The sequence below is a fragment of the Pseudomonas sp. MWU12-2029 genome (genome assembly GCF_023242425.1).
In the GTDB taxonomy this organism is placed as follows: Bacteria; Pseudomonadota; Gammaproteobacteria; order Pseudomonadales; family Pseudomonadaceae; genus Aquipseudomonas; species Aquipseudomonas kribbensis.
In genome coordinates, this window is sequence record NZ_JALJDY010000014.1 from 80,398 (window position 1) to 100,851 (window position 20,454).

A 20,454-nucleotide genomic window follows, 5' to 3' on the forward strand; every position below is an offset into this window, starting at 1 on the left:
GGCTTGCCAGCGATGGCGTCAGTTCAGGCGCAGAATTACTTATCAGTCAACGCAAACTGCGTCAGGCAGAACGTAGGAATCCCCATGTCTTCCAGACGCTGCGAACCACCCAGCTCCGGCAGATCGATGATCGCTGCCGCTTCATGAACGCGGGCGCCCATGCGGCGGATCAGGTTGGCCGCTGCGATCAGCGTGCCACCCGTGGCGATCAGGTCATCGAACATCACCACCGAGTCGCCTTCACACAGGCTGTCGGCGTGCACTTCGAGGAACGCTTCGCCGTACTCGGTCGCGTAGCCTTCAGCCAGCACGTCCGCCGGCAGTTTGCCTTGCTTGCGGAACAGCACCAGCGGCTTGTTCAGTTGATAGGCCAGCACCGAACCGATCAGGAAACCGCGCGCGTCCATCGCGCCGATGTGGGTGAAGTCGGCTTCCACATAACGGTGGGCGAAGCTGTCCATCACCAGGCGCAAAGCCTTGGGCGACTGGAACAGTGGGGTGATGTCGCGAAAGATCACGCCCGGTTTCGGGAAATCGATCACAGGGCGGATCAGGGATTTGATGTCGAAGGAGTCGAAGACCATCGTCGAGGTGTCCTGGCAGGGCTGCAAACGGCGCAGTATACCCGCGGCTGAAACGATACGCTCGGCCGCGGGTCGAGATCAGACTTCGAGCGAGCCGCCGGCCAGGGCGCAGAGCTGGATCGGGTCGAGGATATGGATTTCCTTGCCCTCGGCGGCGATCAGTTCGTTCTGCTGGAAGCGGGTGAAGACCCGGGACACGGTTTCCACCGCCAGCCCCAGATAGTTGCCGATTTCATTGCGCGACATGCTCAAGCGGAACTGATTGGCCGAGAACCCGCGAGCGCGGAAACGCGCCGACAGGTTGACCAGGAACGTGGCGATGCGCTCGTCGGCGGTTTTCTTCGACAGCAGCAGCATCATTTGCTGGTCGTCGCGGATTTCCCGGCTCATCACGCGCATCAACTGACGGCGCAGCTGCGGCAGTTGCAGGGCCAGTTCGTCGAGGCGTTCGAACGGAATCTCGCAGACCGAGGTGGTTTCCAGTGCCTGGGCGGAAACCGGGTGCTTCTCGGTGTCCATGCCGGACAGCCCGACCAGTTCGCTCGGCAGGTGGAAACCGGTCAGTTGTTCTTCGCCGGTATCGCTCAGGCTGAAGGTCTTCAGGGCGCCGGAGCGTACTGCATAAACGGAATCGAAGGTGTCGCCCTGGCGGAACAGGAACTCACCCTTTTTCAACGGGCGGCCACGTTTAACGATTTCGTCCAGCGCATCCATGTCTTCCAGATTCAGCGAAAGTGGCAGGCAGAGAGGGGCCAGGCTGCAATCCTTGCAATTAGCCTGGTTATGAGCGCGCAGTTTAACTGGCTCGGACATTTCTTAAATCCTTGTGGGAAAACACACATAAGGCGTAAGGGTAACCCAGGGGAGGACATTCAGGCCAGCCTGTGGCGAGATTGCCCCAACGGCATAAAGCCGCAGGGATGACGGCCGATAACCAGGTATCTGACGGCATGCAAGGAACCGCTTCGATGACTGCTATTGGCACGCTGACCCCCGGTAACAGTGGCGTTGCGTCGTTGCTGGAAAGTGCTGAAACCTCCGTTGACGATGAGTCCCGCACAGACGCGGCATCGTTGGGAACCCAGACCTTGGTCGAGGGCGTCAAAGTGTCGCTGTCCGGTGCCGCCGTTGCAAAATCCGCCGGTGTCGGCGGGAAAAACAGCGATATCGATGAAAGCGGCTTGCCGGAAAACGTCCAGCAACTGCTGAAGATGATTCGCAAGTTGCGCCAGCAGATCGCCGAAAAGAACGCCCAGATCAACGCGCTGATGGCTAACAAGACCCTCTCCAACGAAGAGCGGTTCGCCAAGATCGCTGCCCTCAAAGGCGCCATTTCCGCCCTCAACAACGGTCTGATTACCGCCAACCTGTCCCTGGCCAAGGTCATCGACCAATCGGGCCTGACTGCGGACCAGAACCTGAAAACCAATACCTTGCTGATGAAGAGCTAGATCACCCGCGAGAAACGCTGGCGGTTCTGCTGTTCCAGATACGCGTCGAACACCATGCACACCGAGCGCACCAGCAGACGCCCGGCCGGCAGCACGCTGATCCGTTCGCGATCCAGTTCGATCAACCCGTCCTTTGCCATGCCTTGCAACTGCGGCCAGAGCGCGCCGAAGTAACCCTGAAAATCGATGTTGAAGCTGCGCTCGATCTCGGCGAAATCCAGGCTGAAATTGCAGATCAGTTGCTGAATCACCGCGCGACGCAAGCGATCGTCAGCGTTGCACACCAGGCCCCGGCTGGTGGCCAGTTGCGCGCCGGCCAGGGTGTTCTGGTAGTGATTGAGGTCGCTGCTGTTCTGGCAGTACAGATCGCCAATCTGGCTGATGGCCGACACGCCCAGACCGATCAGGTCGCAGTGACCATGGGTGGTGTAGCCCTGGAAGTTGCGCTGCAGGGTCGATTCTTCCTGAGCAATCGCCAGTTCATCGTCGGGCAGGGCGAAGTGGTCCATGCCGATGTAGCGGTAGCCGGCGGCGGTCAGTTGTTCGATGGTGCGTTGCAGCATTTCCAGCTTTTGCGTCGGGCTCGGCAGTTCGTTGCCGTTGATCCGCCGCTGCGGCATGAAGCGTTCCGGCAGGTGCGCGTAGTTGAACACCGAGAGCCGGTCAGGTTGCAGGCTGATGACTTCTTCGACGGTGCGGGCAAAGTTGTCCGGGGTCTGCTTGGGCAAGCCGTAGATCAGGTCGATGTTGATCGAGCGAAATTGCAGGGTGCGCGCCGCGTCGATCACCGCGCGGGTTTCTTCCAGGCTTTGCAGGCGATTGACCGCCCGTTGCACCGCCGGGTCGAGGTCTTGCAGGCCGATGCTGACCCGGTTGAAGCCCAGTTCCCGCAGCAGGCCCATGGTCGACCAGTCGGCTTCGCGCGGGTCAATCTCGATGCCGTAATCGCCGGAGTCGTCATCCAGCAAATTGAAATGCTTGCGCAGGTGCGCCATCAGTTGCCGCAATTCGTCGTGGCTGAGAAAGGTCGGGGTGCCGCCGCCGAAGTGCAGTTGCTCGACTTTCTGCGCCGGGTCGAGGTGGCAGGCGATCAACTGGATTTCCTGCTCGAGCCGCTGCAGGTATGGCAGGGCGCGGCCGCGATCCTTGGTGATGACCTTGTTGCAGGCGCAGTAGTAGCAAATGTTCGCGCAGAACGGCACATGCACGTACAGCGACAGCGGGCGCAGGGCCTTGCGGCTGTCGCGCAGGGCATGGAACAGGTCGAAAGTGCCGACCTGACTGTTGAATTGCACGGCCGTCGGGTACGAGGTGTAGCGCGGCCCCGCCAGGTCGTAGCGGCGGATCAAATCGGTGTCCCAACGAATGGCGTCGAGCATGCGGGCATTCCCCCGGATAGGCTGGCAGTGTGAGCGAGTCTAGGGGAGGGCGCGGCGGGGCATCTTGATTTGCATCAAGCCTGGGTCAGTGGCCCATCAGCCAGTGCTGGTGCGGCCCCGGCAGGGTCCAGATACCGAACAGGATCACCAGCAGACCGCCGGCCATGCGCACGCTGCGTTTGCGCAAGAGCGCGGTCACGCGTTCGGCGGCGAGGCCGGTCGCCAGCAATACCGGCCAGGTGCCGAGCCCGAAGGCGAGCATCAGCAAGGCACTGTCCAGCGCATTGCCCTGACTGGCCGACCACAGCAACGTGCTGTAAACCAGCCCGCATGGCAGCCAGCCCCACAGCGCGCCGAGCAGCAAGGCCCGGGGCAGGCTCGACACCGGCAGCAGACGATTCGCGACAGGCTGAATGTAGCGCCACAGTCCGCGCCCGAGGCTCTCGATGCGGGTCAGGCCGCTCCACCAGCCAGCCAGGTACAAGCCCATGGCGATCAGCAGCAAACCCGCAAGTACGCGCATGAACAACGCCGCAGGACTGTTGGCGACGGCCCATCCCGCCAGCCCGATCAGCAATCCCGCCGTGGCATAACTGAGAATTCGCCCGAGGTTGTACGCCAGCAGCAGTTGAAAGCGTCGGCTGCGTTGTTCCTTGGGGATTGCCAGGGTCAGCGCGCCCATCAAGCCGCCGCACATGCCCAGGCAATGCCCGCCGCCGAGCAGGCCGAGAATCAGCGCAGACACCAGCAGCGGCGCCAGTTCAAGCATGGGGTGGCGCCTTGTCGTCCGGTTTGACCGGATTGGCTTCGTCCACGGCGGCGGTGTGCTTCGGGTCCTGGTCGTCGAACAGGATGCTGTGGGCCGGGCCGTCGAGGTCGTCGTACTGGCCGCTGTCCACCGCCCAGAAGAAGATGTAGACGGCAATGGCCACGATCAGCAGCGCGGCCGGAATCATCACGTAGAGAGCTGGCATCTGTACTCCATGCCCGCGCGGCTCAGGCCGGCAGCGGACGGGTTTCTGACGAGGCGTTGACGGCCGGCGCACTCGGCAGGCGAGTCAGGCGCAGGGCGTTGAGCACCACGGTCAGCGAACTGATCGACATGCCGACGGCGGCCCATACCGGAGTGATCCAGCCGAGGGCGGCGAACGGCAACATGAGGCCATTGTACAGCGCGGCCCACAACAGGTTCTCGATGATCACCCGGCGCGTGCGGCGGGCGAGCGTGAAGGCTTGCACCAGCGCGTCGAGCCGGTTGGACAGCAGCACAGCATCGGCACTGGTTTTCGCCAGATCGGTGGCCGAGCCCATGGCCACGCTGATGTCCGCAGCGGCCAGCACCGGCACGTCGTTGACCCCATCACCGAGCATCAACACCTTGCGGCCGGCCTTGTGCAGTTGTTGCAGCACTTGCAGCTTGTCGTCCGGGCGCAAGCCGCCCCGGGCCTCGTCGATGCCCAGTTCGGCGGCGACGCTGGCAACCATCGGCGAACTGTCACCCGACAGCAGCAACGTGTGCCAGCCGCGCGCCTTGCACGCGGCGAGCAGGGCCGGAGCGTCGTCGCGCAGACGGTCGTCGAGGGCGAACCAGGCCAGCGGTCCATTGCTGTCGCCGAGCAACAGCCATTGGCCCGGTTCGTCGGGCATCTTCGGTACAGGCGCGCCGCTGAGATCACAGACAAATTCCGCCTGGCCAATGCGCAAGCGCTGTTCGCCGACCAATCCCTCAAGCCCCAGCCCCGGCGAGCTGTGCACCTCTTCGGCGGCCAGCGGCGCCCGGCCAAAGGCCCGGGCAATCGGGTGTTCCGAGCGGTTTTCCAGCGCGGCGGCGAGGCTCAGGCACTGATCGCTGTCGAGGGCGCCGAGCGGTCGGATCGAGCGCAGCACCAGTCGTCCCTCAGTGAGGGTGCCGGTCTTGTCGAAAATCACTGTGTCGATCTGGTTCAGGCCTTCCAGCACATGGCCACGGGTCAACAGCAGGCCGAGCTTGTGCAGGGTGCCGGTGGCGGCGGTGAGGGCGGTCGGCGTCGCCAGTGACAGTGCGCACGGACAAGTGGCGACCAGCATCGCGAGAACGATCCAGAACGCCCGCGACGAATCCAGCTCCCACCACAGCAGGCCGATGGCGGCCGCCGCGATCAGCGACAGCAAAAGGAACCACTGCGCGGCGCGGTCGGCGATTTCCGCCAGTCGTGGTTTTTCCGCCTGGGCGCGATCCAGCAGGCGCACGATGGCCGACAGCCGCGTGTCCTGACCCAGCGCCTGCACTTCGACGGTCAGCGCACCTTCAACATTCAGCGTGCCGGCGGTGACGGCATCACCCAGTGTGCGAGGTTGTGGCAGGTATTCGCCGGTCAGCAGCGATTCATCAATGCTCGACTGGCCGTCGAGAATCTTGCCGTCCGCCGGCAGCACAGAACCCGGTTGAACCAGCACCCGGTCACCAAGGCGCAGTTCGCTGAGCAGGATGCGTTCACTCTGGCCGGTATCGTCGAGGCGCAGGCACGAGGCGGGCAGCAGATTGACCAGTTGCGCGGTGGCGGCGGCGGTGCGTTCCCGGGCGCGGCGTTCGAGGTAGCGTCCGGCGAGCAGGAACAGCGCGAACATCCCGACTGCGTCGAAATACAGCTCGCCGACCCCGGTGATCGAGGTCCAGATCCCGGCGACATACGCCGCGCCGATCGCCAGCGACACCGAGACGTCCATGGTCAGGTGGCGAGTGCGCAAGTCGCGCATGGCACCTTTGAAAAACGGTGCGCAGCTGTAGAACACAATCGGTGTGGTCAGGAATAGCGCGACCCAGCGCAGGATGGTGTGCAGCTCGGGGCTGAGGTCGATGTTGAATTCCGGCCAGGTGGCCATGGTCGCCATCATCGCCTGAAACCACAGCAGCCCGGCGACCCCGAGTTGGCGCAGGGCGAGGCGGTTTTCGCTGGCCAGTTGTTCGCTGGCGCGGTCGGCCTGATACGGGTGCGCGGCGTAGCCGATGTGGCGCAGTTCACCGAGGATCTGGCTCAGCGGCAGTTGGGCGTCGGCCCAGCGCACGTGCAGGCGATGGTTGGACAGGTTCAGCCGCGCCTCGGCCACGGCGGGCAGCGTGCGCAGGTGTTTCTCGATCAGCCAGCCGCATGCGGCGCAACTGATGCCTTCCATCAACAGCGTGGTTTCGGCCAGTTCACCTTCGTGGCGGACGAAGGGTTGCTGCACGTCGGCGCGGTCGTACAGCGCCAGTTCGTCCACCAGTTGCACCGGCAGCGCCTCGGGGTTGGCCGAGGCTTCGCTGCGGTGCTGGTAATAGCTTTCGAGCCCGCCGGCGACGATGGCTTCGGCCACGGCCTGACAGCCCGGGCAGCAGAACTCGCGGGACTCCCCGAGCACGACAGCGGTGAAACGGCTGCCCGTCGGAACGGGCAGGGCGCAGTGGTAACAGGGGAGTGGGGTGGTCATCAGGAGAGTTGCTTACTTGTCCAGGTCTTCCGCGCCTTGCAGCGGTTCGTCACCGAGCAGCAGATCCTTGTCATGGCTGACCACTTCTTCCTCGAACATGCGCCACACCTGGTCACCCTGCGAACCGAGCAACTCAACAAAACGACGGCCTTCAACCTTGTCGTTCACCTGGCCAATGTAACGACCCTGCTCGGTTTCACTGCGGGTCAGGACAATCTTGCGATCCTTGTCCGGCTGGGTCGGCGAGATCAGGTTCAGTTCCAGGGTTTTCGGCTGGCTGTCGCCGCTCAGGCGCAGGTCGACTTCGCCGGTCACGTCGTCCAGATGAACGTTGGCGCGCATCTTCAGGTTCTGCGCCAGCAGTTCGCGATCCAGCGAACGGTTGATGCCCTTGCCGGCCTCGTAGTAGTTGTCGTTGACCAGGTTGTCCGGGTTGTTCACCGCGATGGTCACCATGGACAGCGTCAGGGTCACCGAGCAGGCCAGGATCCCGATGATGATCCACGGCCAGAGATGCTTGTACCAAGGGCTTGCGGCGTTTGCTGCGGGCATGTTCAGTTCTCTCAACGATTTTGTGGGCCGATGAACCGGCTCTTGGCTTCTACGTGGACGCTGTCGTCATCGGCATCCTTGAGGATGAATTTCACCTCGTTGGTGCTCGACGGCAGTTGTTCGGGGGCGCTCGACAGCTCGACCGGCATGCTGAAGATTTCCCCGGCCGGCACCTTGATCTCGCGTCTGCCTTGCAGGCGCAGATCCGGCAGACCGGCGGCTTCCAGCACATAGGTATGGTCGCGCTGATCCTTGTTCATGATCTTCAGGCTGTAGACGTTTTCGATCCGGCCTTCGGCGTTCTCTCGATACAGCACGCGGTCCTTGCTGACGTCGAAACCCACCAGCGAACGCATGAAGAATGCTGTCACCAACAGGCTGATCATCGCCAGCAGCACCACGGCATAACCGATCAGGCGCGGACGCAGTTTATGGGTTTTCTGACCGGACAGGTTGTGTTCGGTGGTGTAGCTGATCAGGCCGCGCGGGTAATCCATCTTGTCCATGATGCTGTCACAGGCGTCGATGCACGCGGCGCAGCCGATGCACTCGATCTGCAGGCCGTCGCGGATGTCGATGCCGGTCGGGCAGACCTGGACGCACATGGTGCAATCGATGCAGTCGCCCAGGCCCTGAGCCTTGTAATCGACACCTTTCTTGCGCGGGCCACGGCTTTCGCCGCGACGCGGATCATAGGAAACGATCAGCGTGTCCTTGTCGAACATCACGCTCTGGAAACGCGCATACGGGCACATGTAGATGCACACCTGCTCACGCAGCCAGCCGGCGTTGCCGTAGGTGGCGAGGGTGAAGAAGCCGACCCAGAAATACGACCAGCCATCGGCCTGGCCTGTGAAGAAGTCGAACACCAGTTCACGGATCGGCGAGAAATAGCCGACGAAGGTCATGCCGGTGACGAAGCCGATCAGCAGCCACATGGCGTGCTTGGCGAACTTGCGCAGGAACTTGTTGGCGCTCATCGGCGCCTTGTCGAGCTTGATGCGCTGGTTGCGGTCGCCTTCGGTGACCTTTTCGCACCACATGAAAATCCACGTCCACACGCTTTGCGGACAGGTGTAGCCACACCAGACCCGCCCGGCGTACACCGTGATGAAGAACAGGCCGAACGCGGCAATGATCAGCAGGCCTGAGAGCAGAATGAAATCCTGGGGCCAGAAGGTGGCGCCGAAGATGAAGAACTTGCGCTCCGGCAGGTTCCACCACACGGCCTGGTGACCGCCCCAGTTCAACCACACCGTACCGAAATACAGCAGGAACAGCGCCGTGCCGCCCATCATCCGCAAATTGCGGAACAGGCCGGTGAAAGCACGGGTGTAGATTTTTTCTCGAGAGGCGTAAAGGTCGACGCTGTTGTTCGCGTTCTTGTTGGGGGGCGTGACGTCGTGTACCGGAATCTGATTACTCATCATTGCATCCCACGGCAGTGGAAAAATGCCTCGGTCGATACGTGCCGGCCGGGGTCAGAAAGGGTGTTGCAGTGGCGCAATGATACGCCTGTGATGCCGACGAACGGGTGCGACCTTTGGTCGCGTTGGGCAAAGTCAATTGATGGTGTAATGACTTGAATCAATTGACTTGTGAAGGATCACCCTTTTTTCCCGTGCCGATACATCAGTCTAGGCGATTCGTCAGCGTTGCGCTGCCTGATGATCCGCATGGCCGAAAACCGGTACTTTGTTGTTCGCTTTTTAATGTTAAAACTTCGAGAGATTTTGTTGAAACAAGGTGCTCTGATCTTTGTTGTTTGTATGTTTGAAACAAGTTTATTTAATTGTTCCTGCTGTCTGCTTTGAAAGGTTTCGTTTAATCGAATATGTTTGCGCCTGGCGATATTCGGTCGCTGGCTATTATTCAAGTTAAATGGAGTTTCAAGGCTATGGCTTTTAATGGAGTTGTAAAATTTCTGCTGGGTGTCTGTTTATTCTCTTCTGTTACTTTGGCTCATGCCATTGAGGGCATGCCACGGCATATGGTGTTCGCATCGGACACGCAATATCCCTGGACTGACAAGACCGACAGCAGTGCGCCGGAGTCCGATGCGGACTTCGAAAAGCGTGCCAAGTGGCTGGTGGACAGTCAGTTGGGCAGCATCGCCGAGTTTCGAAAAGCTCACGGTGGGCAGGCGGCAACCCCGTTGATGATCAATGGTGACATTACCGCTTTTGGCCATGGCTGGCAGCGGTCATATATGAAGTCGGCCCTGGAGAAATACTTCAAGGGTGATTACTTGTACGGCTTGGGTAATCATGATTACGAAAATAACGTGGATGACTGTTTCAGTAATAGTTGTGCAGCGGGCAGCATTGTCGAGTTCAATGAGCACCATAAGAACAAAGTGGACAGCTTTGATCTAAAGGTCACTGGTGCGTTTCTGGATATTCGCTATTCAGGCAGTCTCGCTTACTCGAAAAATGTCGGAGAAGTTCATCTGGTGCAACTCAACAACGAGCCTACCTACGCCACGAGGATTGCTCATGCGTTGAACCCGACAACCTTCAACATCACCAGCGCACTGGACTGGCTGGAAAACGATTTGAGGGTGGCGAGGACCCAGGGTTACGCCATCATCCTCAACATGCACAAGTGGGATGACTGGCAGGGGGACTGGCAACAGGAGCAGCGCTTTCGGGACATGATCGAGAAATATGAAGTCACTGCCATTTTTGCCGGTCACTACCATACGCAAGGGGGAGGCAAGCGCTGGATGGGTAAGGTGCCGATGTTTCTCAGCGGCGCAACGTCCCAGCAAACCTATCTGACTGCCAGCTTCTCGGATGATCGCAAGCAATTGCACATCAACCTGATCGAAAACAATGACTGGCAGAAACCGAATTTCGTGCAGACGGTTCCGGTGAAATCCATCTGGGCCAGTCGCCCATGAGCAACGGCCCCGTCAATTTCTGTTGGCGGGGCCGTTTCATTTTCAGACATGGCTTTTTCTTCGGTAAGGCAAATGCCTCAGTCCCATGGATTGATGACTTCAACACCGCTGGATTCAAAATCGGCGACATTGCGAGTGACCACGGTCAGTCCATGAACCAGCGCCGTTGCCGCGATCAGGGCATCGCTTTCATTGGCCTGATCCGGCACATGAATGCGCGCGCAGCGCAGGGCGACAGCGGCATCGACCGGCAGGATTCGCGCATCGAAGGCCGGCATCACGTGGCGCTTGAGCCAGGTGCGCAGAACTTTGCCTTGAGCCGGATCACGGCGCTCCATACGGAGCACCCCGGTCTCCAGTTCCTTCAAGGTAATGGCCGAGATAAACATGCGGGGGGCAATGACCGTTTTGGCCCAGGCGACAACGTTCCTGTCGGCCTGGGGTTTGCGCAGTTCGGAAATTACGTTGGTGTCGAGCAAATACATTCAGGACAGATCCACGGGGCGGTGAGTGATTACGGCACGCTCGGTTTCGAACTCGATGTCTGCCGCTTCAGGCATGACCAGCAGATCGACGATGCTCGCGTTGAGGCCGGTGAGTTTTTCGTACTCCTCAATGCTTAGCAGTACGTGGGCGGGCTTGCCACGATCAGTGATGATCACCGGCCCATTGCGGGCGGCTTTTTTGGCACTGCTTGTGTCCTGATTGAATTCACGGCTGGAAATGGTGGTGATGGCCATCATTGCGACCCCTCCTGAAGAAGATATGTAGCAACGTTACTACCGAATGCGATGCCCCACAACCTGGAAAGCCTGTTGAGCAGAACCACTGGTCGGTCAATCAAAGGCTGGAAACAGAAAGGCCCCGCCAGTTCTCACTGGCGGGGCCTTTTTTTGCTTCAAGCGTTGGCCTTACTGGGCCTCGGCTTCCGGTGCTTTTTCACCATGGGACAGGCTGTAAACATAAGCTGCCAGCAGGTGAACCTTGTCGTTGCCTTGCAGTTGTTCCTGAGCAGGCATCTGGCCCTGGCGGCCGTAACGGATGGTCTGCTGGAGTTGCGCGAAGCTCGAACCGTAGATGAACGCTGCCGGGTGGGTCAGGTTAGGGGCGCCCATCGCTGGCGTACCTTTGCCTTCCGGACCGTGGCAGGCCACGCAGTTGGCGGCGAACAGTTTCTGGCCGTTGGCCGGATCTGCCTTGGTGCCTTCCGGCAGCTTGCGGCCATCGAGATTGGTCAGCACGAAGGCCGCCACGTCGGCCACGCCTTGCTCACCGATCACTTCAGCCCAGGCCGGCATCACCGCGTGACGACCGCCCATGATGGTGGTCTTGATGGTTTCCGGCTCGCCGCCCCAGCGCCAGTCGGCGTCGGTCAGGTTAGGGAAACCATAAGCGCCCTTGGCGTCGGAACCGTGGCAGACCGAGCAGTTGGAGGCGAACAGACGGCCACCCATCTTCAGGGCTTGCGGATCCTTCGCGACTTCCTCGATTGGCATCGCAGCGAACTTGGCGAAGATCGGACCGAACTTGGCGTCCGAACGAGCCATTTCCTTTTCCCACTCGTGCACGCCGGTCCAGCCGGTCTGGCCGTTGGCGAACGCGGTCTGCTTGTCGTTATCGAGGTAGTTGTAGCCCGGCAGCAGACCTTTCCAGTTGCCCAGGCCCGGGTACAGCACCAGGTAACCCAAGGCGAAGACGATGGTGCCCACGAACAGCATGAACCACCATTTCGGCAGCGGGTTGTCGTACTCCTCGATCCCGTCGAAGGAGTGGCCGACCGTCTCGTCGGTCTGCTCGGTGCGCTGGCCCTTGCGGGTCGACAGCAACAGCCAGGTCAGGGAAAAGATCGTACCGAGACTGAGGACTGTGACGTACAGACTCCAGAATGTAGTCATTCTTTGTTACTCCTAGAAGCTTGCTCGACGTGCTTGATGGCTTCGGGATCATCCGCGAAGGGCAGCAAGGTCGCGTCTTCAAACTCCGACTTGCGCTTGGGGCTGAACACCCACAACGCCAGGCCGATGAAGGCAACCATCACGACAACGGTGCCCAGGCCTCGAATCATCCCGATATCCATTAAGAATCACCGTTTGCTTTTGATGATGGTGCCCAGGCCTTGCAGATAGGCCACCAGCGCGTCCATTTCGGTTTTACCCTTCACAGCGTCTTTTGCACCGGCAATGTCTTCGTCGGTGTAAGGGACGCCGAGCGTGCGCAACACTTCCATTTTCTTGGCCGTGTCTTTGCCGTCGAGCTTGTTTTCCACGAGGAACGGGTAAGCCGGCATTTTCGACTCGGGCACGACGTTGCGCGGGTTGTACAAGTGCGCACGCTGCCAGTCATCGGAGTAACGACCGCCGACACGGGCCAGGTCCGGGCCGGTACGCTTGGAACCCCACAGGAACGGGTGATCCCAGACGCTTTCACCGGCGACCGAGTAGTGGCCGTAGCGTTCGGTTTCGGCACGGAACGGACGGATCATCTGCGAGTGGCAGCCGACACAGCCGTTGGCGATGTAAACGTCGCGGCCTTCCAGTTCAAGGGCGGTGCGCGGCTTCATGCCTTCGACCGGCTTGTTGGTGACGTCCTGGAAGAACAGCGGAACGATTTGGGTCAGGCCACCGACGCTGACGGCGATGACCATGAAGAAGGCCAGCAGGCCAATATTCTTCTCGACAGCTTCATGCTTCATCAGTGAGCTCCAACTACGGCGATCTTGGCGGCGGCTTCAGCTTCAGCCGGGTCCGAGGCGCGAACGGTGCGCCACACGTTGTAGGCCATCAGGAACATGCCGCTGGCGAAGAACGCACCGCCCAGGGCGCGAACGATGTAGCCAGGGTGGCTGGCCTGCAGCGCTTCGACGAACGAGTAGGTGAGGGTGCCGTCGTCGTTGATTGCACGCCACATCAGGCCTTGAGTGATGCCGTTGACCCACATCGAAGCGATGTACAGCACGGTGCCGATGGTCGCGAGCCAGAAGTGCGCGTTGATCAGACCGACGCTGTGCATCTGCGCACGGCCGAACAGTTTCGGGATCATGTGGTAGATCGCGCCGATGGAAATCATCGCCACCCAGCCGAGCGCGCCGGCGTGTACGTGGCCGATGGTCCAGTCGGTGTAGTGCGAGAGCGAGTTGACGGTCTTGATCGCCATCATCGGACCTTCGAAGGTCGACATGCCGTAGAACGCCAGCGATACCACGAGGAAGCGCAGGATCGGGTCGGTGCGCAGCTTATGCCAGGCGCCCGACAGGGTCATCATGCCGTTGATCATGCCGCCCCAGCTTGGTGCCAGCAGGATGATCGACATGGCCATGCCCAGCGATTGCGCCCAGTCCGGCAGGGCGGTGTAGTGCAGGTGGTGCGGGCCGGCCCAGATGTACAGGGTGATCAGTGCCCAGAAGTGCACGATCGACAGGCGATAGGAGTAGATCGGACGCTCGGCCTGTTTCGGCACGAAGTAGTACATCATCCCCAGGAAGCCGGTGGTCAGGAAGAAACCCACGGCGTTGTGGCCGTACCACCACTGAATCATTGCGTCGGTCGCACCGGCGTAGGCCGAGTAGGACTTGAAGAAGCTGACCGGCAGCGAGGCGTGGTTGACGATGTGCAGCATCGCGGTCACGACGATGAACGCGCCGTAGAACCAGTTACCCACGTAGATGTGTTTGGTCTTGCGCTTGGTGATGGTGCCGAAGAACACCAGACCGTAGGTGACCCAGACAATGGCCAGCAAAATGGCGAGGGGCCATTCCAGTTCCGCGTATTCCTTGGTGGTGGTGTAACCCAGCGGCAAGGTAATGATCGCGCCGACGATGACCGCTTGCCATCCCCAGAAGGTGAAGGCCGCGAGGCTGTCGGAAATCAGTCGCGTCTGGCAGGTTCGCTGCACGACATAGTAGGAAGTGGCAAACAGTGCACAACCACCGAAGGCGAAAATCACCAGGTTTGTGTGCAACGGGCGCAGGCGTCCAAAGCTCGTCCACGGCAGACCGAAGTTCAACTCCGGCCAGACCAGTTGCGAGGCAATGAAGACACCGAGCCCCATGCCAAGGATCCCCCAGACCACCGTCATGATGGCGAACTGGCGGACTACCTTATAGTTATAAGCAGTCGGACTGATTGCTGTGCTCATTCTAAGGTTCCACGGTTTGGGTGTTTTATTAGGATTAAAATCGGCCGCAAGTATGTAGAAAGCAGGGGGTCAATGCAACGCGCCATGACCTGGGTCAATGCTTTCCAACGCTGATTCTGCGGCCTTTCCATGCGCCGCGTAAGGACAAAATTGCCCTCGGGCAAAATGTCGCAGCGGACGAAAAAAGCGAGGGGTTCCGGTCGGATGTAACGGGGTGTGTTCGAACGCTCGGTTCGGGTGACGGACGGTAATCGGCACGACAGCCGGTATCTACCGGCCCTTGCGGCCATGTCAGTCAGCCGATTCGTTCAACGCCTCGCTCGGGGTCGACCTGGAACCGGCACGGGCCAGTCCGCATCGAGCAAGCGTAGACCCGAATCCGGGGAACCGAAAGGAGAGGGCAAGAAGGGGTGCGACAATGCGTCGCAAAGAGGCTGGAAACTGCCGCACTGGAAACGTGCGGCAGTGTTGTACTCAATGATTACTGTTTGTTGTCTTCAGTAATCAGTTTTTCTGTATTCAATCCATGGCTAAGGCTGTACACATAAGCCGCCAGCAATTGCACTTTATCGTTGCCCAGCAGCTCGTTCTGAGCCGGCATGTGACCCTGACGACCATGGCGAATGGTCTGCTCAAGCTGGGTCAGGCTGGTGCCATAGATAAATCCGGCCGGGTGCGTCAGATTCGGCGCCCCCATGGCTTCAGTGCCCTGGCCGGTTGCCCCATGACAGGCTACGCACATGGTGCTGAACGTCTGCTGTCCGGCTTGCAGGTCGGCCTTGTTGTCCGCCGGCAGTGGCAGCCCGGCCAGTTCGTGACGTACGTAGGCGGCGACGTTTTTCACGCCAACCTCACCGAGTGACTCGCCCCAGGCCGGCATCGCCGCGATCCGGCCACCCATGATGGTGGTCTTGATCGTTTCGGCACTGCCGCCCCAACGCCAGTCCTGGTCGGCCAGGTTAGGGAAGCCGAAGGCACCCTTGGCGTCCGAACCGTGGCACACCGAGCAGTTGGAGGCGAACAGACGGCCACCCATTTTCAGCGCCTGCGGATCCTTCGCCACTTCTTCCACCGGCATGGCGGCGAACTTGGCGAAGATCGGCCCGAACTTGGCGTCGGCCTTGCTCATTTCCTTTTCCCACTCGTGGACGCCGGTCCAGCCGTCCTCGTAGCCGGGCAGGATGCCTTTCCAGTTGCCCAGGCCCGGATAAAGGATCAGGTAGCCCACGGAAAACACCAGCGTGCCGGCGAACAGCATGAACCACCACTGCGGCAGCGGGTTGTCGTACTCCTCGATGCCGTCGAAGCTGTGGCCCATGGTCTGGTCGACGCTGCCCTTGGTCTCGCCCCGACGGGTGCCGACCAGCAGCCAGGTCAGGCCGATCAGGCTGCCGATGGTCAGTACGCAGATCCACGTACTCCAGAAGGTGGTCATGGCCGGGTACTCCTTGTTTCAGTTGCAGGGGTTGGGTCGGGTTGCGGCTCGTCGGCAAACGGCAGCAGGCGCGCTTCGGCGAATTCCGGCGTGCGCTTGCGGTTGAACACCCACAGGGTCAGGCCGACGAAGGCCACGAACACCACGACCGTGCCGAGGCCGCGAATCAGCCCCGCGCTCATTTCTAAGGCCATCTCGATCACCTCTTGCTCTTGATCGCAGTGCCGAGCACTTGCAGGTAGGAGACGAGGGCGTCCATTTCGGTCTTGCCCTTGAGGCTGGCCACCGCTCCGCTGATGTCGTCGTCGGTGTACGGCACGCCGAGGGTGCGCATGACCTTGAGCTTGGTTTCGGTGTGACTGCTGTCGACCGGTTGGGTGACCAGCCATGGGTAGGCCGGCATTTTCGATTCCGGCACGACGTTGCGCGGGTTGTACAAGTGCGCACGGTGCCAGTCATCCGAGTAGCGCGAGCCGACCCGGGCCAGGTCCGGACCGGTACGCTTGGAACCCCACAGGAACGGGTGATCCCACACGCTTTCGCCGGCCACCGAGTAGTGGCCGTAGCGCTCGGTTTCGGCGCGGAACGGACGGATCATCTGCGAGTGGCAACCTACGCAGCCTTCGCGGATGTAGATGTCGCGGCCTTCCAGTTGCAGCGCGGTGTAGGGCTTCATGCCTTCCACCGGTTTGTTGGTCACGTCCTGGAAGAACAGCGGGACGATCTGGGTCAGGCCGCCGATGCTTACGGCAAACACCATCAGCAGCATCAGCAGGCCGACGTTCTTTTCAATCGTTTCGTGTTTCATGGCGGACTCCTCAGGCCATCTGCGCGGCAGCAACGACGTCAGCAGGCTGCGAGGCCCGCACGGTGCGCCAGGTGTTGTAAGCCATCAGGAACATGCCGCTGAGGAAGATCGCCCCGCCGATCAGCCGCACGACGAAGCCTGGGTGGCTGGCCACCAGGGTTTCGACGAAGGAATAGGTCAGCGTGCCGTCCTCGTTCACTGCGCGCCACATCAGGCCTTGGGCGATGCCGTTGACCCACATCGAGGCGATGTAGAGCACGGTGCCGATGGTCGCGAGCCAGAAGTGCGCGTTGATCAGGCCGATGCTGTGCATCTGCTCTTTGCCGAAGACTTTCGGGATCATGTGATACAGCGCGCCGATGGAAATCATCGCCACCCAGCCGAGCGCGCCGGCGTGGACGTGGCCGATGGTCCAGTCGGTGTAGTGGGAGAGGGCGTTGACGGTCTTGATCGCCATCATCGGACCTTCGAAGGTCGACATGCCGTAGAACGCCAGCGACACCACCAGGAAGCGCAGGATCGGGTCGCTGCGCAACTTATGCCAGGCGCCCGAGAGGGTCATCATGCCGTTGATCATGCCGCCCCAGCTCGGGGCCAGCAGTACCAGCGACATCACCATGCCCAGCGACTGCGCCCAGTCCGGCAGCGCGGTGTAGTGCAAGTGGTGCGGACCGGCCCAGATGTACAGGGTGATCAGCGCCCAGAAGTGCACGATCGACAGGCGATACGAATACACCGGACGTTCGGCCTGTTTCGGCACGAAGTAGTACATCATCCCGAGGAAACCGGCGGTGAGGAAAAAGCCTACGGCGTTGTGGCCGTACCACCATTGCACCATCGCGTCGGTCGCACCGGCGTACACCGAGTAGGACTTGGTGAAGCTCACCGGTAACTCGAGGTTGTTGACGATGTGCAGGATCGCCACGGTGATGATGAACGCGCCGAAGAACCAGTTGCCCACATAAATGTGCTTGGTCTTGCGCTGCATGATCGTGCCGAAGAACACGATGGCGTAGGCGACCCAGACGATGGTGATCAGGATGTCGATCGGCCATTCCAGCTCGGCGTACTCCTTGGAGCTGGTGTAACCCAGCGGCAGGCTGATGGCCGCCAGCAGGATCACCAGCTGCCAGCCCCAGAAGCAGAAGGCGGCAATTTTCGGCGCAAACAGTTGGGTCTGGCAGGTGCGCTGCACCGAGTAGAACGAACTGGCGAACAAGGCACAGCCGCCGAACGCGAAGATCACCGCGTTGGTGTGCAGCGGGCGCAGGCGTCCGAAGCTGGTCCACGGCAGGTTGAAGTTGAGTTCGGGCCAGACCAATTGAGCCGCGAGAAAAACCCCGAGCCCCATGCCGACGATGCCCCACACCACCGTCATAATGGCGAATTGGCGGACCACCTTGTAGTTGTAGGCGGTACTGATAGAAGTGTTCATGGTTCCCCATCCACGGTTCAGCCGAAGTGAGCGCGCGCAGAAAACGCCGCGAATCCTTCGCCTGGAGTTATAGGCAGACTAAAAGCGAGGCAAGCATGGACAAACAGCACAAGGCCAGTATTGACGGGGATCAATGGGCGCAGTGCCTGCGGGATCACGGGTGGCTTTGGGATGCGGCTGTTGGGGAGGCTTCGGCGACGCTCATTCTCGCGCATGGTGCCGGGGCGCCGATGGATAGCGAGTGGATGAACGATATGGCTGGGCGCCTTGCCGGGCTTGGGGTGAATGTGTTGCGGTTTGAGTTTCCTTATATGGCGCAGCGGCGGGTTGATGGCAGTAAACGCCCGCCGAATCCGGCGCCGAAGTTGCTGGAATGTTGGCGTGAGGTGTATGGCTTGGTGCGACTTCATGTCGCTGGGGTTTTGGCGGTTGGCGGGAAGTCGATGGGGGGGCGGATGGCCAGTCTGCTTGCCGATGAGCTTGGCGCGGATGCTTTGGTTTGTCTGGGGTATCCGTTTTATGCGGTTGGGAAACCGGAGAAGCCTCGGGTTGAGCATCTCGCTGGGTTGAAGACCCGGACGCTGATTATTCAGGGGGAGCGGGATGCGCTGGGTAATCGGGACGCTGTCGAAGGGTATTCCTTATCGCCGAGTATTGAAGTGTTTTGGTTGGCGGCGGGGGATCATGATTTGAAGCCGCTCAAGGTTTCCGGGTTTACGCATGAGCAGCATTTGAATAGCGCCGCGCAGAAGGTGGCCGCGTTTCTCAAGCACTGATCGAGATTGTGAACCGCGTGAAGATTGAAGTGATCAACAATTCTGTGTCCGGGAATTGTTGATCACTACATAAAGTATCGTCGGGGGGCCATGTGAGTGAGCAAAAAACTGCAAATTTTTCACCGAGTCTGAAAGTCTTTTTCAGAGATTCCTTAGGTGATCACATAGGTTTGAGTGGCACTGGTGGCAACGACTCGTAGAGGGGTCTGAGGGCCTGGTGGGGCTGGAGGAGGGGGCGTTGGCGTTGGTCTACTATAGTGGACGCACATGAAATCCCATGTTCCAGAGGTGACTCCTAAGTTAATAAAATCAGTTGTGGGGATCTCACCCCTTATAAACACGCCCTCGCTTCTGCGAAGTGCCCAGAAAATATCATAATCGGTAAGTGTGTAGGTTTTAACCAGTATGGCAACACTGCTGGAGGGGTCTATTAAATAAAATTCCGCCACATCATCTACTCTCAATGGGCGCGGCAAAAGATAGCGGATAGTTAAGAAGTTCGGGCCGTTAGGCTGGTCTATCTGTGGGGCAACACTAGAGCCAGGCACTCCGGGCGGGATTAGAACAGCGGCCGTGGCTGTAAAGGCGCTCGACATGGTTGTCGCCGCAGGTGCAAGCGTTATGGCGGTTGGCACCGGAGTAAAGATCATGTTTGCATCCTCTGTTTTTCTCGTGCCAGTAATTTATATGACCGAGATTGTTTGGGTGAATTGATTCTGCCGGGCACTGGTGTGTCACGCACCTGTTAGAAGTTGCAGTTTTTTATATGTTTTTGCAGTTAAGCGCGGGCTGATTATTTCGTTTTCCAAATGCGCAATCCATGCTTGGTGTGCGAGGTTTGGTTTGCCAAACGGTCGCTGCGCTCCCACCCCCGGATAAATCCCTCCACTCAGCCTTCCGACGTCGCCCGTGGATCAAGATCAAAAGCGGTACTCGAGCTAACGCTCATCGTGTTGAGTGGTTAGCAGCCGATTGAAGTGCTGTTCAAAACCTGAGTTCACCTCGGTATCCCACGTCGGCATACCTCGTCCAAACACCTCGGTCAGTCCCCTCTCCTCCAAGAAGAGGGAGTCGAATGGAGGAGCTTTCAAACGTGAGTTCAACTCGGTATCCCACGTCGGCGTACCTCGCCCAAACAACTCGGTCAGTTCCCTCTCCCTCCGGGAGAGGGCTAGGGTGAGGGGGAAGGCTTCACTGACGCACCACAAAAACTGAAAGCTCCCCCAATCCCAGCATTTCCAGCGCATAAACACGATCGCCTGACCACGTTTAAAGTACACGAACCGTTACGCCATAAGGGCTACAACACCTTGCGTCGTTGCCTACGCGTACGCCAGAATCCGCCGGCTTACGCGGCTTGGAGAGGGCTATATCGTTTCCCTGTCACTGCAAAACAGTGATCGGGTTTGGTAGCCCGTTTTCTTGACAGCTGTGTGGCGTCACCTTATGCAGTCTCATTTTTTGGGCTGCGTTTTATATGGTGGCCATGCGTGGGGCTCCTTCGGGGGCGCCGGGGGGTTCTCTGTCTTGACCGGTCTACCAACCCACGTG

At 60.0% G+C, this 20,454-nt stretch carries 21 protein-coding genes; 3 read left to right on the top strand and 18 right to left on the bottom strand.

The annotated features are described in order from the left end of the window. Window positions 1-35: 35 nt before the first annotated feature. Complete coding sequence (locus M5B44_RS26730; RefSeq protein ID WP_003223345.1) at window positions 36-584, bottom strand: adenine phosphoribosyltransferase; 549 nt, start codon at window positions 582-584, stop codon at window positions 36-38. Window positions 585-662: 78 nt separating this feature from the next. Further along, window positions 663-1,397: a fumarate/nitrate reduction transcriptional regulator Fnr gene (gene fnr, locus M5B44_RS26735; protein ID WP_007951654.1), complete on the bottom strand. Its 735-nt coding sequence runs from the start codon at window positions 1,395-1,397 to the stop codon at window positions 663-665. 155 nt (window positions 1,398-1,552) lie between these two features. On the opposite strand from fnr, the gene M5B44_RS26740 reads away from it, so the two are divergent. Then, window positions 1,553-2,035 (top strand): hypothetical protein, encoded by a 483-nt coding sequence (locus M5B44_RS26740; RefSeq protein WP_248741067.1) that lies wholly within the window; start codon window positions 1,553-1,555, stop codon window positions 2,033-2,035. Here M5B44_RS26740 and hemN read toward each other — a convergent pair. The 6 genes from hemN to ccoG all read right to left on the bottom strand — a co-directional run bounded on the left by hemN (window position 2,032) and on the right by ccoG (window position 8,840). Next, window positions 2,032-3,414 (bottom strand): oxygen-independent coproporphyrinogen III oxidase, encoded by a 1,383-nt coding sequence (gene hemN, locus M5B44_RS26745; RefSeq protein WP_119426415.1) that lies wholly within the window; start codon window positions 3,412-3,414, stop codon window positions 2,032-2,034. The two genes, M5B44_RS26740 and hemN, sit on opposite strands and share 4 nt — an antisense overlap. A gap of 85 nt (window positions 3,415-3,499) precedes the next feature. Beyond that, window positions 3,500-4,183 (bottom strand): sulfite exporter TauE/SafE family protein, encoded by a 684-nt coding sequence (locus M5B44_RS26750; protein ID WP_248741068.1) that lies wholly within the window; start codon window positions 4,181-4,183, stop codon window positions 3,500-3,502. Next, window positions 4,176-4,388: a cbb3-type cytochrome oxidase assembly protein CcoS gene (gene ccoS / locus M5B44_RS26755; protein ID WP_248741069.1), complete on the bottom strand. Its 213-nt coding sequence runs from the start codon at window positions 4,386-4,388 to the stop codon at window positions 4,176-4,178. The genes M5B44_RS26750 and ccoS overlap by 8 nt, the downstream gene beginning before the upstream one ends. 22 nt (window positions 4,389-4,410) lie before the next feature. Further along, the gene (locus tag M5B44_RS26760; protein ID WP_248741070.1) at window positions 4,411-6,861 is read right to left on the bottom strand and encodes a heavy metal translocating P-type ATPase; all 2,451 of its coding nucleotides are present in this window, start codon (window positions 6,859-6,861) and stop codon (window positions 4,411-4,413) included. A 12-nt stretch (window positions 6,862-6,873) separates the two neighbouring features. Then, on the bottom strand, window positions 6,874-7,413 hold the full coding sequence (locus tag M5B44_RS26765; protein ID WP_248741071.1) for a FixH family protein: 540 nt from the start codon (window positions 7,411-7,413) through the stop codon (window positions 6,874-6,876). An 11-nt stretch (window positions 7,414-7,424) separates the two neighbouring features. Further along, on the bottom strand, window positions 7,425-8,840 hold the full coding sequence (gene ccoG / locus M5B44_RS26770) for a cytochrome c oxidase accessory protein CcoG (protein WP_085711940.1): 1,416 nt from the start codon (window positions 8,838-8,840) through the stop codon (window positions 7,425-7,427). Between the two features lie 470 nt (window positions 8,841-9,310). Between ccoG and M5B44_RS26775 the strand changes: the two genes are divergently transcribed. Further along, on the top strand, window positions 9,311-10,315 hold the full coding sequence (locus M5B44_RS26775) for a metallophosphoesterase family protein (RefSeq protein WP_248741076.1): 1,005 nt from the start codon (window positions 9,311-9,313) through the stop codon (window positions 10,313-10,315). Window positions 10,316-10,392: 77 nt separating this feature from the next. Here M5B44_RS26775 and M5B44_RS26780 read toward each other — a convergent pair whose 3' ends face one another. The 10 genes from M5B44_RS26780 to ccoN (M5B44_RS26825) all read right to left on the bottom strand — a co-directional run bounded on the left by M5B44_RS26780 (window position 10,393) and on the right by ccoN (M5B44_RS26825) (window position 18,127). After that, on the bottom strand, window positions 10,393-10,800 hold the full coding sequence (locus tag M5B44_RS26780) for a type II toxin-antitoxin system VapC family toxin (protein WP_248741072.1): 408 nt from the start codon (window positions 10,798-10,800) through the stop codon (window positions 10,393-10,395). After that, the gene (locus M5B44_RS26785; protein ID WP_039770179.1) at window positions 10,801-11,055 is read right to left on the bottom strand and encodes a type II toxin-antitoxin system Phd/YefM family antitoxin; all 255 of its coding nucleotides are present in this window, start codon (window positions 11,053-11,055) and stop codon (window positions 10,801-10,803) included. Between the two features lie 171 nt (window positions 11,056-11,226). After that, on the bottom strand, window positions 11,227-12,210 hold the full coding sequence (ccoP, locus tag M5B44_RS26790; protein ID WP_248741073.1) for a cytochrome-c oxidase, cbb3-type subunit III: 984 nt from the start codon (window positions 12,208-12,210) through the stop codon (window positions 11,227-11,229). Then, window positions 12,207-12,392 (bottom strand): CcoQ/FixQ family Cbb3-type cytochrome c oxidase assembly chaperone, encoded by a 186-nt coding sequence (locus M5B44_RS26795; RefSeq protein ID WP_003175465.1) that lies wholly within the window; start codon window positions 12,390-12,392, stop codon window positions 12,207-12,209. The genes ccoP (M5B44_RS26790) and M5B44_RS26795 overlap by 4 nt, the downstream gene beginning before the upstream one ends. Before the next feature lie 6 nt (window positions 12,393-12,398). After that, on the bottom strand, window positions 12,399-13,007 hold the full coding sequence (gene ccoO, locus M5B44_RS26800; RefSeq protein ID WP_007905434.1) for a cytochrome-c oxidase, cbb3-type subunit II: 609 nt from the start codon (window positions 13,005-13,007) through the stop codon (window positions 12,399-12,401). Further along, window positions 13,007-14,449, bottom strand: a complete 1,443-nt coding sequence (ccoN, locus tag M5B44_RS26805; protein ID WP_085711942.1) for a cytochrome-c oxidase, cbb3-type subunit I — start codon at window positions 14,447-14,449, stop codon at window positions 13,007-13,009. Before ccoN (M5B44_RS26805) ends, ccoO (M5B44_RS26800) begins: the two co-directional genes overlap by 1 nt. 481 nt (window positions 14,450-14,930) lie before the next feature. Continuing rightward, the gene (ccoP, locus tag M5B44_RS26810) at window positions 14,931-15,884 is read right to left on the bottom strand and encodes a cytochrome-c oxidase, cbb3-type subunit III (RefSeq protein ID WP_085711943.1); all 954 of its coding nucleotides are present in this window, start codon (window positions 15,882-15,884) and stop codon (window positions 14,931-14,933) included. Further along, window positions 15,881-16,078 (bottom strand): cbb3-type cytochrome oxidase subunit 3, encoded by a 198-nt coding sequence (locus tag M5B44_RS26815; protein WP_248741074.1) that lies wholly within the window; start codon window positions 16,076-16,078, stop codon window positions 15,881-15,883. The genes ccoP (M5B44_RS26810) and M5B44_RS26815 overlap by 4 nt, the downstream gene beginning before the upstream one ends. Window positions 16,079-16,083: 5 nt before the next feature. Further along, window positions 16,084-16,692 carry a cytochrome-c oxidase, cbb3-type subunit II gene (gene ccoO / locus M5B44_RS26820; RefSeq protein WP_085700207.1) on the bottom strand — a complete coding sequence of 203 codons (609 nt, stop codon included), beginning with the start codon at window positions 16,690-16,692 and terminating at the stop codon, window positions 16,084-16,086. A gap of 10 nt (window positions 16,693-16,702) precedes the next feature. Continuing rightward, on the bottom strand, window positions 16,703-18,127 hold the full coding sequence (ccoN, locus tag M5B44_RS26825; protein ID WP_011333291.1) for a cytochrome-c oxidase, cbb3-type subunit I: 1,425 nt from the start codon (window positions 18,125-18,127) through the stop codon (window positions 16,703-16,705). 95 nt (window positions 18,128-18,222) lie between these two features. Here ccoN (M5B44_RS26825) and M5B44_RS26830 point away from each other — a divergent pair, with 95 nt between their 5' ends. Then, entirely contained in the window at window positions 18,223-18,903 is a 681-nt protein-coding gene (locus tag M5B44_RS26830; protein WP_248741075.1) for an alpha/beta family hydrolase, read from the top strand. Window positions 18,904-20,454: the final 1,551 nt, after the last annotated feature.

Bases quoted from the DNA above. Each gene is read 5' to 3' on its own strand.
- M5B44_RS26730 (WP_003223345.1), bottom strand. From the start codon at position 584: ATGGTCTTCGACTCCTTCGACATCAAATCCCTGATCCGCCCTGTGATC.
- fnr (WP_007951654.1), bottom strand. From the start codon at position 1,397: ATGTCCGAGCCAGTTAAACTGCGCGCTCATAACCAGGCTAATTGCAAG.
- M5B44_RS26740 (WP_248741067.1), top strand. From the start codon at position 1,553: ATGACTGCTATTGGCACGCTGACCCCCGGTAACAGTGGCGTTGCGTCG.
- hemN (WP_119426415.1), bottom strand. From the start codon at position 3,414: ATGCTCGACGCCATTCGTTGGGACACCGATTTGATCCGCCGCTACGAC.
- M5B44_RS26750 (WP_248741068.1), bottom strand. From the start codon at position 4,183: ATGCTTGAACTGGCGCCGCTGCTGGTGTCTGCGCTGATTCTCGGCCTG.
- ccoS (WP_248741069.1), bottom strand. From the start codon at position 4,388: ATGCCAGCTCTCTACGTGATGATTCCGGCCGCGCTGCTGATCGTGGCC.
- M5B44_RS26760 (WP_248741070.1), bottom strand. From the start codon at position 6,861: ATGACCACCCCACTCCCCTGTTACCACTGCGCCCTGCCCGTTCCGACG.
- M5B44_RS26765 (WP_248741071.1), bottom strand. From the start codon at position 7,413: ATGCCCGCAGCAAACGCCGCAAGCCCTTGGTACAAGCATCTCTGGCCG.
- ccoG (WP_085711940.1), bottom strand. From the start codon at position 8,840: ATGAGTAATCAGATTCCGGTACACGACGTCACGCCCCCCAACAAGAAC.
- M5B44_RS26775 (WP_248741076.1), top strand. From the start codon at position 9,311: ATGGCTTTTAATGGAGTTGTAAAATTTCTGCTGGGTGTCTGTTTATTC.
- M5B44_RS26780 (WP_248741072.1), bottom strand. From the start codon at position 10,800: ATGTATTTGCTCGACACCAACGTAATTTCCGAACTGCGCAAACCCCAG.
- M5B44_RS26785 (WP_039770179.1), bottom strand. From the start codon at position 11,055: ATGGCCATCACCACCATTTCCAGCCGTGAATTCAATCAGGACACAAGC.
- ccoP (WP_248741073.1), bottom strand. From the start codon at position 12,210: ATGACTACATTCTGGAGTCTGTACGTCACAGTCCTCAGTCTCGGTACG.
- M5B44_RS26795 (WP_003175465.1), bottom strand. From the start codon at position 12,392: ATGGATATCGGGATGATTCGAGGCCTGGGCACCGTTGTCGTGATGGTT.
- ccoO (WP_007905434.1), bottom strand. From the start codon at position 13,007: ATGAAGCATGAAGCTGTCGAGAAGAATATTGGCCTGCTGGCCTTCTTC.
- ccoN (WP_085711942.1), bottom strand. From the start codon at position 14,449: ATGAGCACAGCAATCAGTCCGACTGCTTATAACTATAAGGTAGTCCGC.
- ccoP (WP_085711943.1), bottom strand. From the start codon at position 15,884: ATGACCACCTTCTGGAGTACGTGGATCTGCGTACTGACCATCGGCAGC.
- M5B44_RS26815 (WP_248741074.1), bottom strand. From the start codon at position 16,078: ATGGCCTTAGAAATGAGCGCGGGGCTGATTCGCGGCCTCGGCACGGTC.
- ccoO (WP_085700207.1), bottom strand. From the start codon at position 16,692: ATGAAACACGAAACGATTGAAAAGAACGTCGGCCTGCTGATGCTGCTG.
- ccoN (WP_011333291.1), bottom strand. From the start codon at position 18,127: ATGAACACTTCTATCAGTACCGCCTACAACTACAAGGTGGTCCGCCAA.
- M5B44_RS26830 (WP_248741075.1), top strand. From the start codon at position 18,223: ATGGACAAACAGCACAAGGCCAGTATTGACGGGGATCAATGGGCGCAG.